Raw genomic sequence first — 13,408 nt, 5'->3', positions numbered from 1 at the left:
AATGACAAACGCCGCGATGGTCTCCCGTCGCGGCGCTTTCGTTTCCGGAAGGAAAAACTTGGGGCTCAGCCTCTCTCCACCTCGGCGCCGCCGAGTCGGCGGGCAAGACCGGTTTCCCATCCGAGAATGGCCTTCTTGCGGGTGAGGCCCCAGTGGTAGCCGCAAAGATCGCCTTCGCGACCGAGCACGCGGTGGCAGGGCACGACGAAGGACAGGGGGTTTCGGCCGACCGCCGAGCCGACGGCCCGCGCTGCGTTGGGGTTGCCGATATGGCGGGCGATGTCGGAATAGGTCGTCGCCTTGCCGAGCGGAATGCGGAGCAGCGTCTCCCACACGCGGACTTCGAAGTCGGAGCCGATGAACACCAGCCGGATTGGCCGGTCCTGCGACCATACCGTCGGGTCGAACACCTGCCGCGCGTAGGGCGCCGTCACCACTTCGTCCTGAACATAGGTGGCGGCCGGCCAGCGGGCCGACATGTCCTGGAACGCCTTCTGCTCCTCGCCGGGGTCGGCAAAAGCGATGCCGGCAAGTCCTCGGTCTGTCGCCATCACCAGTGCCGTTCCGAAGGGCGAAGAGTGGAACCCATAGGCGACTGTAACGCCCGCCCCACGTGCCTTGTAGGCGCCTGGGCTCATGGCCTCGTGCGTGACGAAGAGATCGTGCAGTCGGCCTGGTCCGGACAGTCCGACCTCGTAAGCCGTGTCGAGAATCGACGACGACTGATCGAGCATTCGTCGCGCCTCGTCCAGGGTCAATGCCTGCACGAAAGCCTTTGGCGTCAGGCCAGCCCAACGGGTGAACAGACGATGCAGGTGCCCGGCGTCGGTGCCGACGGCGGCGGCAATGGTTTCAAGCTCGGGCTGGTCGCGCCAGCGCTCCGAGATGAAACGAATGGTGTCGCGCACGAGAACATAGTCGCTATGGTCGCGATCGAGCGTTACTTCGCCTGCCATGCGCAGTCCCTCGTGCAGCCAGCTCGCCGACATCGGCGGCGTGGTGAGGTTGTCTATCAGCGTAATGGCGTCCATCGCGTCCTCCATCAAGGGTGCGATGCGAAGTTAGGGAGCGTCGGGCGATCCAACCACCCGATTTTCGCACACGGCGAGAAAAAGCGCAAAAAAAGCGATGACGATCGCTGGAAAGCGACGCTGCTGACGCAGTCGGGCGGCAAACCCGGCTATAGAATGTGCCATTGCGCCTTGTCCGGAGTATGCCCCGTGCCGAGAAAGCCTGCCGTCGTCGCATCCGAGGATATCGATCAACCCATTCCGCCGACCCGGCCGATGGGCGCCGCGGAGATCGAGGAATTGTTCGCTACTTTCAAGGCGGCCAATCCGGAGCCGCGCGGCGAACTCCATGCCGTCAACCCGTATACGCTCCTGGTCGCCGTGACATTGTCGGCCCAGACCACTGATGCCGGCGTCAACAGGGCGACGCGACCACTGTTCGAGGCCGTCGATACGCCTCAAAAGATGCTGGCGCTCGGCGAAGACCGTCTGCGGGAGGCCATCAAGACCATCGGCCTTTACCGCAACAAGGCAAAGAACGTCATTGCGCTCTCGGATATTCTGGTGCGCGAGCATGGTGGCGAGGTGCCGCACGACAGGGAGGCCTTGGAGGCGCTGCCGGGCGTCGGCCGCAAGACGGCCAACGTTGTCCTCAACATTGCCTTCGGCGAGCCGACCATTGCCGTCGATACCCACGTCTTCCGCGTCGCCAACCGGCTAGGGCTTGCGCCCGGCCGGACGCCGATCGCTGTTGAACTCGGCTTGGAAAAGGTGGTGCCGAAAGCCTACCTTCAGCACGCCCATCATTGGCTCATCCTGCACGGCCGCTACGTCTGCAAGGCCCGGCGACCGGAATGCGAGCGGTGTATTGTCGCCGATCTCTGCCGGAGCCCGGAAAAACGGTTCCCGATGGCGTAATGCAAAAAAAAAGCCCCGCCGTTTTGCCGGCGGAGCTTCGTCGCGCTGATCCGGACGTGATCAGACAATGCGGGCGTATTCGTCGAAGGAAAGGCGCGGCAGGCGCGGGAATAGCGACGCCTTGTCGCCATAGCCGAGATTGACCACCAGGAAGGTTCGGACGCGGCTGTTGGGGAAGAAGGCGGCGTCGAGGGTGGCGGCATCGAAGCCAGCCATTGGGCCTACGTCGAGGCCCAGAGCCCGTGCCGCCGTGGTGAGGTAGCCAGCCTGCAGCGACGCCGAGCGCAACGCCGAGAACTGCAACCGCTCATCCGGCGAGCCGGCGTACCAGGAGCGCGCATCGGCGTGCGGGAAGGTCTTTGGCAGGTTCTCGTAGAAATCGAGGTCATAGCCGACAATCACCGAGACCGGCGCGGTCTTCGTCTTGGCCTGGTTGCCCGGCGCCATGGCAGCGAGCAACTTTTCCTTGGCCTCGGGCGATTTCACGAACACGAAGCGACCGGGCAGGGTGTTGGCCTCGGTGGGGCCGAGGATTACCAGTTCGGCGAGCGTCTTCAGCGTCTCGTCGGTAACCACCTTATCGAGGAAGCCGTTGAAAGAGCGGCCGTCGCGAAACAGGCGGTCGAGCGTGTCATCGGCAAGAAGAGCGGACATTGAAAAGCCTTTCGGGAGGAAGAAGAAAACTCTTCATCCGACCTAGGCTCCGCCTTTTGGCTCGCATAGTCCGCGATTGGCTGACAGATTGTTCGATAAAAGTGACCGACAAGGCGAATGCGCGGCTTATTGCCGGACGTTCACGGCCCTCTCACGGTATCTTGATAGCTTGTAGCTGGAAATGACAACGCCGCCGGCTGGGCCGACGGCGTGTGAAACGGGTGAGGACGTGAGGAATCAGGCCACGGCCCGCACTTCGCGCACATCCGGCAGGAAGTGGCGCAGCAGATTCTGAATGCCGTTCCTGAGCGTCGCCGTCGAGGACGGGCAACCGGCACAGGCGCCGCGCATATTGAGATAGACGACGCCGTCCTTGAAAGCGCGGAAAGTGATGTCTCCGCCGTCAGCCGCCACGGCCGGACGGACGCGCGTATCGAGCAGCTCCTTGATCGACGAAACCGTCTCGGCGTCGGCCGGATCGAAGTCCTCGGCACCGGCCGTCGTCTCGACGGTTGTCAGAATCGGCGCACCGGACATGAAGTGCTCCATGATGACACCGAGCACTGCGGGCTTCAGATGCGCCCAATCGCCATCCTTGCTGGTCACCGTGATGAAATCGGCACCGAAGAATACGCCGGTCACCTCGGAAATTTCGAACAGAGCGCCGGCGAGAGGTGACACAGTCGCTTGTTCGGGTGTCAGGAATTCGCGCGGGCTGCCTTCGAGGACGACCCGCCCGGGCAGGAATTTCAACGTGGCCGGATTGGGTGTGGACTCGGTCTGGATAAACATCGTATCGGGCTCCTCAGGCTCGCCTGATTGGAACAAATCTAAACTTGATCTTTAGAGGATAGTTCCGACTTTGCAAATGAACAATCGGTGAACCTGCGGACATAAGTCGTTTGGGCAGGTCAGGCGACGGCGGTGATGTCCTCATCGCTCATATCGCCGGGCACGATAGTCACTGGAATTGGGAAGGGGGGGCCGAGCGGGCGGCGACCGACGTGACAAGAGGCCCTGGACCCTCGGTGCCTGTTCCGGCTGCCAGCACGAGAATGGCGATGTCGCGATCTTCCTCGATCAGGCGATGGATCGCTTCGGCCGCTTGCCCCTCGCGGATGACCAGTTCCGCTTCGATTTCAGCGGCGAAGGCGTGCACGCGCTCGGCGGTGGCGGCAAGGCGCTGCCTTGCCTCGTCCATCGCCTCGGCCCGCATCATTTCCTCGACGCCGCGCCAGTGCTGAAAGTCGCCGGGCGGGATGACATAGAGCAGCACCAGACCGCCGACGGTATGCCGGGCGCGCGTTGCCGCGTAGACCACCGCCCGGTCGCATTCGGGCGTGTCGTCGATGACGCAGAGGAACTTGCGGCGGTGGCCCTCTTCACGGGCGAGACGACGTGAAACCATGCCGCCAGAGTAGCAGAAGGCCGGCCGCGGACAAGCCGCGCCGGCCCTCAAGTTTTGCCTGCGGGGTCTGTCAGCGCCGCTTGCGGCTCTGAATGAAGCCGACGATGTCGCGGACCTCGTCCATCACCTTGCCGGCGATGGCACCGGCCCGCTCCGAACCATCGGCCAGGATGGCGTCGATATGGTCGGGCTCGGCCATCAGCGCCTTCATCCTGTCGTTGATCGGCGACAGGACCGACACGGCAAGATCAGCGAGCGCCGGCTTGAAGGCGGAGAACTGCGACCCACCATGGTCTGCCAGCACCGCTTCCCGCGTCATACCCGCCAGCGCGGCGTAGATGGTGACGAGGTTGTCGGCGTCGGGGCGCTCCTTGAGACCATCGATCTCCGAAGGCAGCGGCTCTGGATCGGTGCGGGCCTTGCGGATCTTCGTGGCGATGGCGTCGCGGTCGTCGGTGAGGTTGATGCGCGAATAGTCCGAGGGATCGGATTTCGACATCTTCTTGGTGCCGTCGCGCAGGCTCATGACGCGCGGTGCCGGGCCTTGCGTCAGCGGCTCAGGCAGCGGGAAATAGCCATCCTCGGCACTGTGGCCCTGGGCGACGATCGACGCGGAGAAGTCGTTGTTGAACTTCGTGGCAATGTCGCGGGTGAGCTCGAGGTGCTGCTTCTGGTCTTCGCCGACCGGAACATGCGTCGCTCGGTAGACGAGGATGTCGGCGGCCATCAGGCTCGGATAGGCGAACAGGCCCACCGACACGTTCTCACGGTCCTTGCCTGCCTTTTCCTTGAACTGCGTCATGCGGTTGAGCCAGCCCATGCGGGCGACGCAATTGAACACCCAGGCGAGTTCGGCATGCTCCGGCACCTGGCTCTGATTGAAGACGATATGCGTCTTCGGATCGATGCCGGCGGCGAGGAAGGCGGCCGTCACTTCGCGGATTTGGCGGCGGAGCTCGAACGGATCCTGCCAGACGGTGATGGCGTGCTCGTCGACCACGCAGTAGATGCAGTCGTGGGTCGCCTGCATTTCCACGAAGCGCTTGATGGCGCCGAGATAATTGCCGAGATGAAGATTGCCGGTCGGTTGCACGCCGGAGAAGACAAGAGGCTTGAAAGGCATCGGTTTGGACCCGAGGATAGAGTTTCACGCGCGCCGGTGGTGAGACCGGGCGGGCGGACTTATGGACCCGGCGCGCAGTGACCGCAAGGCGGAAAGGCGCTCAGCGCCGGCCGCGATCGAGCACAGCGCGCGCGTAGCGGCGAACATCGACGGCGCCGGTCAGCACGGTGGCGAGCCCGTAGACCGCCATGCCGAACATGCAAAGGCCGAGCAGCCAGAAGCCTTGGACGAACTGACGGCCACCATGGAGATGGGCGTCGACAAGGTTTTCGCCGAGGATCAGCGCCACTCCCATCAGCAGGCTGGCAATGGCCAGCAGCACAAGGCGTCGAACCAGCAGCGCATCGGCGCGGAAATGGCCGCGACGGTGGAGTTCGATCACCAGCATCAGCGCGTTGACCCAGGCGGCAAGCGACGTCGCCGCGGCGATGCCGACGTGGCCGATGAAGGGAAACAGCGCCAGCGAGGCGACGACATTGACGGCCACGGAGATGCCGCCCTGCACGGTCGGCGTACGGGTGTCCTCGCGGGCGTAGAAGGATGGCTGGAATACCTTGATGGCGACGAAGGCCGGCAGGCCGACTGTAAAGGCGATCAGGGCGTTGGCGGTGGCGAGCGTATCGGCGGCGGTGAAGGCGCCACGTTCGAACAGCACGCGCATGATGGTGTAGGGAATGGCGAGAAGCGCCACCGTGGCAGGCAGCGTCAGCGCCATGGCGAATTCCAGCGCCCGGTTTTGGGTGTGGAAAATGCTTTCCGCCGTTTCGGTGCGAACGCGGCGGGTAAGATCCGGTAACAGCACGATGCCGATGGCGACGCCGATCACCCCGAGCGGCAGCTGGTAGATGCGGTCAGCGAAGTAGAGCCAGGACACCGCGCTCGCCTGCATCGAGGCGATAATGGTGCCGACCACGATGTTGATCTGGGTAATACCACCGGAGATCACCCCGGGAATGCCGAGGCGGACGAAGCGGCGGACGTTGTCGTTGTAACGCGGCCGCGTCAGCGACACCGGAAAGCCGATCCACAACAGCGAGCCCGCCACGGCGATCAGTTGAGCGACGCCCGAAAGGCAGACCGCCCAGGAGAGCGTATAGGCGGCTTCCGGCGTGCCGGCCCAGTTCTCCCACCAGATGAGGATCAGGGCTGCCACCAGAATGACGTTGAGCAGGGACGGCGCGAAGGCCGCGACCGCGAAACGCCCGAAGGATTGCAGCATGCCCGCCGCCATGGCGGTCAGCGACATGCAGGCGAGATACGGAAACATCACGCGTGTCATGAATTCGGCGGCGGCGAATTTCTGCGGGTCGTCGATGAAGCCCGGCGCCAGCACGCCGACCAGCCAGGGCGCTCCCACTTCGGCCAGGGCAGTTACCACGACCAGCACCAGCAGGAAGATGGCGAGAATGTCCTCGGCAAGGGCTCGCGCCGCCGTCTTGCCGCCCTCGGTGAGCGCCCGGGCGAACAGCGGCACGAAGGCCGAGGAGAAGGCGCCCTCGGCGAACAGGCGGCGGAACAGGTTGGGCAGACGGAACGCGACGAAAAAGGCGTCGGCGATCGGTCCCGAACCAAGCATGTTGGCCATGAACACGTCGCGCACGAAACCGAGCAGGCGAGAGGACAGCGTGGCGCCACCCACCGTCACGAAGTTTTTGACCAGACTCATGGACGGTTGCCTTCCTCAGGCTGCCTTCTTGGGCGGATGTGGCTCCTCGCCCACGACGGCGGCGAGGATGCGCCTGCGTATCGCGGCCTGCTTGGCGCCGGACTGGATCTTCAGCTTGGTGAGGTCTGTGACATAGAACACGTCGACGACCCGTTCGCCGAAGGTGGCGATATGCGCCGAGGCGATGTTGAGGTTGAGATCGCTCATCGCCGTCGTCACGTCATAGAGAAGCCCCGGACGATCGAGGCAGGAAACTTCCAGCACGGAGAGGGTTTCCGACAACGCATTGTCGAACTTGATGTCGGTCGGCACGCGGAAAGCTTTGCTCGGCTTGCGCTGGCCGACGCGGCGAGCAACGATTTCCGGCACCTTCTCGCGACCTTCCAGCGCCGCCTCGATCACCTTCAGCACGCGGTCGGCGCGGCGGAACTCGTCGGCGTCATCGGGGAATTCGCGGTTGATCAGAATGGTGTCGAGGGCGAGACCATCGTTGGTGGTGTAGATCTGGGCATCGGCGATATTGACGCCGGCTGCCGCGCAAGCCCCGGTAATGGTCGACAGAAGCCGTGGGTGGTCAGGCGCCACCACGACAAGCTCGGTGATCGCCTCGAACTTCTTGGTCGAATAGGCGGTGGCAAGCCGCCGGCCGGTACCCTCCATCGACTTCAGGAGGCGCGCGTGCATCACCTTCTCCGGCAGGTCGACGCGCAGCCAGTAGGGCGGGAAGTGGCGGCGGCCATAGTCTGACAGATCCGCTTCGCTCCAGTCGGTGAGTTCGGCGGCGAGTTCCGCCTTGGCAGCGGCGACACGCTGGTCGCGCGACAGCTTGGAGTGGCCGCCCAGGAGGTAGGGCTCGGTCTCGTAATAGAGCGTCCGGAGGAGTTGCCCCTTCCAGCCGTTCCAGACGCCGGGGCCAACCGCCTTGATGTCGGCGATGGTCAGCATCAGCAGCATTCGCAGCCGTTCCACCGTCTGCACCACGGCGGCGAAGTCGCGAATGGTTTGGCGGTCGGAAAGGTCGCGCGACTGGGCGATCATCGACATCACCAGATGATTCTCGACCAGCCAGGCCAACTGATCGGTTTCGGCTGGCGAAAAGCCAAAGCGCGGCCCGAGGCGACGGGCGATCTTGGCGCCGGCAATCGAATGGTCCTCCACGCGTCCCTTGGCAATGTCGTGCAGGAACAGCGCGAGATAGAGCACGTTGCGGTTGGCGATCACCGGGAACAGCTCGGTTGCGAGCGGATGCTCGCCCTGGTCCTCGCCGCGCTCGATCTGGGTCAAAAGACCGATAGCCCTGAGAGTGTGCTCGTCGACGGTATAGTGATGATACATGTTGAACTGCATCATCGCCACGACGCGGCCGAACTCGTTGACGAAACGACCGAGCACGCCGGTCTCGTTCATCGCCCTGAGCACGGTCTCCGCGTGCTTCTTGGAGGCGAGCACGTCGAGGAAGATCCGGTTGGCTTCCTCGTTTTCGCGGAGGTCGGCGTCGATCAAGCGCAACGAGCGTGTGATCAGCTTCAAGACGTCCGGTTGGAAGTCGAGGTCGTTGCGAGCGGCGACCGCGAAGATCCTGAGAAGGTTGACTGGATCGCGCTCAAACACGCCATCGTCGATCACCGACAGGCGGTCGTTGTCGATGATGAACTGCGGCGTTCCGGGCAGCGACTTCTTGCGCCGCCGGAACGTATGATGCAGCACCCGGTCGAGCATCGGCTTCGGCTTGGCGTGCATCTCTTCAAGGGCGGCGCAGAAAATGCGCGTGAGGTCGCCGACGTCTTTTGCCACCAGGAAGTAGTGCTTCATGAAACGCTCGACCGGCTCAAGGCCGGGATGGAGCTGATAGCCAAGAAGCTCGGCGATTTCCCGTTGGTTATCGAAGCCCAGCCGGTCGTCGGCCCGGTTGGTAACGAAGTGGAGGTTGCAGCGCACGGCCCATAGAAACTCCTCGCACTTGCGGAAGCGGTTAAGCTCCTTGCGTGCGAAGATGCCCTGTTTGACCAATTCGTCGGCGGTCGAGGCGCGATAGAAGTATTTGGCGATCCAGAACAGCGTATGCAGATCGCGAAGCCCACCCTTGCCGTCCTTGACGTTGGGCTCGACGAGATAGCGCGAGGTTCCAGCCCGCCGGTGCCGCTCGTCGCGCTCGGCGAGCTTGGCCTGGATGAACTCGGTGCCTGTGCCTTTGACCACCTCGTTGTCGAAGCGGGTAGTCATCTCGGCGTAGAGGCCCTTGTCGCCGAGGATCCAGCGCGCCTCGAGCAGCGCCGTGCGGATGGTCATGTCGGCGCGGCCGAGCTTGATGCAGTCGTCGACGCGCCGCGTCGAATGACCGACCTTGAAGCCGACATCCCAGAGAAAATAAAGGATGTGCTCCAGCACCTTGTCGGCAAGCGGCTGCGATTTCGGCGGCAACAGGAAAAGAAGATCGACGTCGGACGATGGCGCCAGCGTCGCGCGGCCATAGCCACCGACAGCGATGATGGCGATCTTCTCCTCCCGCCCTCCGGGGAACACGCTGCTCACCGTGTACTCGTAGAGGACACGGATCAACGAATCCACGAGCGCCGACAGGCGGCGCGCGCAACCGACGCCATCGCGGTCGCGGATGAGAATATCGCGGGCAACCGCACGTCCATCCAGGTTCGCCTGCTTCAGGGCGGCGAGCAATTCCGGTCGTGGGTCGGAACCGGCTGCTGCTGCCCGGCCGGCGATTGCGGCCATTTCTTCACCGAGCGCCTTCTCGTTGATCAAAGAGGCGGTTTCCGGGAGCTTGGTCATCGTCGGCAATCACCTTCGGAGGAGGCAGGCGCGGCAGGGATGCTCGAAAGCGCAGCCGGCAATAAAATCGAATAGTCGGCGCCAACCGAACAATCAACCATGCGCTCGTCCGATTCCCGCCCGGAGGGCTTTCAAGCGATAAATCGCCTCGAGCGCTTCGCGGGGGCTGAGTTCGTCTGGCGCCAGCCCGTCGAGCGCCGCGAGGAGTTCCGCTTCCGCCGGGTCGGCAGCCGCCTCGATCGGCGCTGGCACGGCCGGATGGCGGGCTTGGGAGAACAGGGGCAGGTCGTCGAGCATCGACGCGGCATTGTTACCGCCGGATTTCTCGAGTTCGGCGAGCACGGAACGCGCCCGCTCGATCACCGGTCGCGGTAAGCCGGCCAGCTTGGCCACCTGGATGCCATAGGAGCGGTCGGCCGATCCGGGCACGATCTCGTGCAGGAACACCACGTCGCCGCGCCATTCCTTCACCTTGACGGTGGCGTTGACGACGCGCGGCAGCCGCTCCGACAGAGCGGTCAGCTCGTGATAGTGCGTCGCGAACAGTGTGCGACAGCGGTTGGCCTCATGCAGGTGCTCGATGGTCGCCCAGGCAATGGACAGGCCGTCATAGGTGGCGGTGCCACGGCCGATCTCATCGAGAATGACGAAGGAGCGCGGCCCCGCCTGGTTGAGGATGGCCGCCGTCTCGATCATCTCCACCATGAAGGTGGAGCGACCGCGTGCCAGGTCGTCGGCGGCGCCGACGCGCGAGAACAGCCGGTCGACAACGCCGATGTGCGCCGACTTGGCGGGTACGAAGGAACCGATCTGGGCCAGCACGGCGATCAGCGCGTTCTGCCGGAGGAAGGTCGACTTACCTGCCATGTTGGGGCCGGTGACCAGCCACAGCTTGCCAGCGGTTTCGCCGCCGACATCGCAGCCGTTGGCAACGAAGGAGCCGCCTTCCTCGCGCAGCATCTGCTCGACCACCGGATGGCGGCCGCCGTCGATGCGGAACGTGAGGCTGTCGTCGACACGCGGCCGAACGTAACCCTCGGCGGCGGCGAGTTCGGCGAGCGCGGTAGCGACGTCAAGGGCCGCCAGCATGTCGGCCGCCCGTTTGATGGCGGTGCCAGCCTCCATGGTCGCCCGTGCCAGCTCGGCAAAGACGGACAGTTCGATGGCGAGCGCTCGCTCGGCTGCCGAGGCGATGCGGCCTTCGAGTTCGGAGAGTTCGGTCGTCGAAAAGCGCATGGCGCCAGCCAGCGTCTGCCGATGGATGAACAGCCGGTTCAACGGTTCGCTGGTCATCGCCTGGGCGTAATTCGGCGCCACCTCGATGAAATAGCCGAGCACGCCGTTATGCTTCACCTTCAGCGACTTGATGCCGCTGGTTTCGGCGTAAGTCTGTTGAAGAGCGGCAATGACCTGCCGGCTCTGGTCGCGCAAGGCGCGCGCTTCATCGAGGCCGGAACGGAAGCCTTGGCGCACGAAGCCACCGTCGCGTTTCAGGAGCGGTAGCTCATCGTCAAGCGCGGCGGCGAGCCGGTCGGCAAGATCGGCGGGCGCCGCTTCGAGCCCAAGGGCGATGCGGTCGATCTCGGAACCCGCGCCGCCGGCATCTCGGAGGTCGTTGGCCAGCTGAGCCGCGGCCCTGAGCCCGCCGGCAATGGCGGCGAGATCACGCGGGCCGCCGCGATCGAGACTGATGCGGGTCAGCGCGCGGGCCATGTCGGGAACGCCGGCCAGATCCCGGCGCAGCCGCGCCCTGAGCGTCGTCTCGGCGAGGAAGAAGTCGACGGCATCGAGCCGGTCGCGGATGGCGTCGGGATCGGCGAGCGGCGCGGCGAGCCGGTCGGCGAGAAGGCGAGCCCCGGCGCCTGACACCGTGCGGTCGATGGCGTGCAGCAGCGAACCGCGCCGCTCGCCGGACAGCGTGCGAGAGAGCTCGAGGTTCGCTCGGCTCGCCGCGTCGATGGCCAGCGCGCCGCCAAGGCTTTCGCGGGCTGGCGGGTCGAGCGGCGGACGATTGCCGATCTGCGTCTTATCGACATAGGCGACGATGGCGGCGGCGGCGATCAGCTCCAGCCGGGTGAAGCTGCCGAACGCATCGAGCGAAGCGACGGAGAAGAAGTCGGCAAGTCGGTGCTCGGCGGTGGCGGCGTCGAAGAAGGCGCGCGGCAGCGGCACCACGGCCGGGCTCGCTGCCTTGAAGGTACGCCTTAGCTCGTCATCGTCGAACAGGCCATCGGCGGCGACCAGCTCGCGCGGCTCGATGCGGGCGAGCAGCGCCGGCAGGGCGGCGGCGCTGGTCTCGGCCAAGCGAAAGGCGCCGGTCGACATGTCGGCCCAGGCGACGGCGAAGCTATCGGCGGTGCTGTCCGTTCCCTTCTGGCGGGCGACGGCGGCGAGGTAATTGGAACGGCGGGCGTCGAGGAGGTTGTCCTCGGTGAGCGTGCCGGGCGTGACGAGCCGGACGACATCGCGCCGCACCACCGACTTCGAACCGCGCTTCTTGGCCTCCGCCGGATCCTCCATCTGCTCGCAGACGGCGACGCGAATGCCAAGGGCGATGAGGCGCTGGAGGTAGTCGTCGGCGGCATGCACCGGTACGCCGCAGAGCGGGATGTCCTCGCCGCGATATTTGCCGCGCTTGGTCAGAGTGATGCCTAGGGCGCGGGAGGCGACCTCGGCATCTTCGAAGAACATCTCGTAGAAGTCGCCCATCCGGTAGAATAGGAGACAATCGGGGTTGGCCGCCTTGATCTCGATGAACTGCGCCATGGCGGGCGTCGCCACGTCGTTGGTCCGGTCGTCGGGGAGAGCTTGCGCGTCGGTCATGGGGGCGGAAGCTAACAAAGCCCGCGCCGCTTTTCACGCGGCAATTGTCCGATCGGCGCGGTTATCCAGCTCGTCATTCCGGCACGGGGGAAGGGCGGGTCAGCACGCCCTCACCATATCGGGCCTTGTCGCGGTTGCGGTGCGATCCGAGGTTTTCGGAGGCGAGATAGCCCCAGATTTCCTCGGCCGTCTCGGCGAAGTGAACGAGACCGATGTCCTCGCGGTTGATCATGCCGTAATCGGCCAAGGCGTCGAAGTTGATGACCTTGTGCCAATATTCGCCGTCGACTAGCACGACCGGGATGCGGGTGCCTTTGTGCGTCTGGGTCAGAGTGAGGAGTTCGAACAGTTCGTCGAAGGTGCCGAAGCCGCCGGGGAAAACCACCAGGGCATTGGCGCGCATCGCAAGGTGCATCTTGCGCATGGCAAAGTAGTGGAACCGGAAAGTGAGCTGCGGCGTCGTATAGGCGTTGGGTTCCTGCTCGTGCGGCAAGGTAATGTTGAAGCCGATGGTGGGCGCACCGGCGTCGCGGGCGCCACGATTGGCAGCCTCCATGATGCCTGGGCCGCCGCCGGTCGCGATGACATTGTCGAAGAAGCCGTCGGTGCGATTGACGGCGCCGCCGCGCTCGGAGGCAATGCGGCCGAATTCGCGTGCCGTCCCATACCAGCGATTATGCAAAGGATCGCCGTTTTCATGGACGCGGGCCGAACCGAATACCACGAGCGTCGAACGAATGCCCCAAGCCTTCAGGGTCTGCTCTGCTTTGGAATACTCCAGCATGAAGCGGACGCCGCGCATCGAGTCCGACAGGAGATAATCGCTGTCGACGGCGGGCAGGACGAAGGCCTTCGAGGTCTTCTGGGCGGTATTATCAGCGATGTCGGTCATTGGGTCAGTCCTGGATTCCAGCCGTCCGGCCGGAAAAAGGCGGGAAGGTGAGCATAGGGATCGGCTTGTTAAGGAACGTTGAAACGAGGCCGTACTGTGGCACGAACGCGTCGGCTGGTGTCGTCAC

The 13,408-nt window shown here is 64.4% G+C and carries 9 protein-coding genes and 1 pseudogene; 1 reads left to right on the top strand and 9 read right to left on the bottom strand.

Translation table 11 applies throughout. The features are described from left to right. Positions 1–65: 65 nt before the first annotated feature. Positions 66–956 (bottom strand): methylated-DNA--[protein]-cysteine S-methyltransferase, encoded by an 891-nt coding sequence (locus tag AB6N07_RS00255; protein ID WP_370678324.1) that lies wholly within the window; start codon positions 954–956, stop codon positions 66–68. A gap of 312 nt (positions 957–1,268) precedes the next feature. On the opposite strand from AB6N07_RS00255, the gene nth reads away from it, so the two are divergent. Further along, positions 1,269–1,928, top strand: a complete 660-nt coding sequence (gene nth, locus AB6N07_RS00250) for an endonuclease III (RefSeq protein ID WP_370678323.1) — start codon at positions 1,269–1,271, stop codon at positions 1,926–1,928. Positions 1,929–1,988: 60 nt separating this feature from the next. Here nth and AB6N07_RS00245 read toward each other — a convergent pair whose 3' ends face one another. The 8 genes and pseudogenes from AB6N07_RS00245 to AB6N07_RS00210 form a co-directional block, all read right to left on the bottom strand. After that, the gene (locus tag AB6N07_RS00245) at positions 1,989–2,582 is read right to left on the bottom strand and encodes a malonic semialdehyde reductase (RefSeq protein WP_370675837.1); all 594 of its coding nucleotides are present in this window, start codon (positions 2,580–2,582) and stop codon (positions 1,989–1,991) included. Between the two features lie 237 nt (positions 2,583–2,819). Continuing rightward, positions 2,820–3,374 carry a NifU family protein gene (locus tag AB6N07_RS00240; RefSeq protein ID WP_370675836.1) on the bottom strand — a complete coding sequence of 185 codons (555 nt, stop codon included), beginning with the start codon at positions 3,372–3,374 and terminating at the stop codon, positions 2,820–2,822. A 119-nt stretch (positions 3,375–3,493) separates the two neighbouring features. Continuing rightward, a pseudogene (locus AB6N07_RS00235) lies at positions 3,494–3,990 on the bottom strand (universal stress protein). A 70-nt stretch (positions 3,991–4,060) separates the two neighbouring features. Further along, positions 4,061–5,113 carry a tryptophan--tRNA ligase gene (gene trpS, locus AB6N07_RS00230; protein WP_370675835.1) on the bottom strand — a complete coding sequence of 351 codons (1,053 nt, stop codon included), beginning with the start codon at positions 5,111–5,113 and terminating at the stop codon, positions 4,061–4,063. A 100-nt stretch (positions 5,114–5,213) separates the two neighbouring features. Further along, the gene (gene murJ, locus AB6N07_RS00225; protein ID WP_370675834.1) at positions 5,214–6,779 is read right to left on the bottom strand and encodes a murein biosynthesis integral membrane protein MurJ; all 1,566 of its coding nucleotides are present in this window, start codon (positions 6,777–6,779) and stop codon (positions 5,214–5,216) included. 15 nt (positions 6,780–6,794) lie between these two features. Continuing rightward, positions 6,795–9,566 (bottom strand): [protein-PII] uridylyltransferase, encoded by a 2,772-nt coding sequence (locus AB6N07_RS00220; protein ID WP_370675833.1) that lies wholly within the window; start codon positions 9,564–9,566, stop codon positions 6,795–6,797. 93 nt (positions 9,567–9,659) lie between these two features. After that, a complete protein-coding gene (gene mutS, locus AB6N07_RS00215; protein WP_370675832.1) occupies positions 9,660–12,389 on the bottom strand; it encodes a DNA mismatch repair protein MutS in 2,730 nt (909 codons plus the stop codon). 73 nt (positions 12,390–12,462) lie between these two features. After that, entirely contained in the window at positions 12,463–13,281 is an 819-nt protein-coding gene (locus tag AB6N07_RS00210) for an LOG family protein (RefSeq protein ID WP_370675831.1), read from the bottom strand. Between the last annotated feature and the right edge of the window lie 127 nt (positions 13,282–13,408).

The sequence above is a fragment of the Pleomorphomonas sp. PLEO genome, assembly GCF_041320595.1.
Lineage (GTDB): Bacteria > Pseudomonadota > Alphaproteobacteria > Rhizobiales > Pleomorphomonadaceae > Pleomorphomonas.
This window is presented reverse-complemented; position numbering and strand designations above follow the sequence as displayed.

Coding starts and splice junctions, on each gene's coding strand:
- AB6N07_RS00255 (WP_370678324.1), bottom strand. CDS start 956: ATGGCAGGCGAAGTAACGCTCGATCGCGACCATAGCGACTATGTTCTC.
- AB6N07_RS00245 (WP_370675837.1), bottom strand. CDS start 2,582: ATGTCCGCTCTTCTTGCCGATGACACGCTCGACCGCCTGTTTCGCGAC.
- AB6N07_RS00240 (WP_370675836.1), bottom strand. CDS start 3,374: ATGTTTATCCAGACCGAGTCCACACCCAATCCGGCCACGTTGAAATTC.
- trpS (WP_370675835.1), bottom strand. CDS start 5,113: ATGCCTTTCAAGCCTCTTGTCTTCTCCGGCGTGCAACCGACCGGCAAT.
- murJ (WP_370675834.1), bottom strand. CDS start 6,779: ATGAGTCTGGTCAAAAACTTCGTGACGGTGGGTGGCGCCACGCTGTCC.
- AB6N07_RS00220 (WP_370675833.1), bottom strand. CDS start 9,566: ATGACCAAGCTCCCGGAAACCGCCTCTTTGATCAACGAGAAGGCGCTC.
- mutS (WP_370675832.1), bottom strand. CDS start 12,389: ATGACCGACGCGCAAGCTCTCCCCGACGACCGGACCAACGACGTGGCG.
- AB6N07_RS00210 (WP_370675831.1), bottom strand. CDS start 13,281: ATGACCGACATCGCTGATAATACCGCCCAGAAGACCTCGAAGGCCTTC.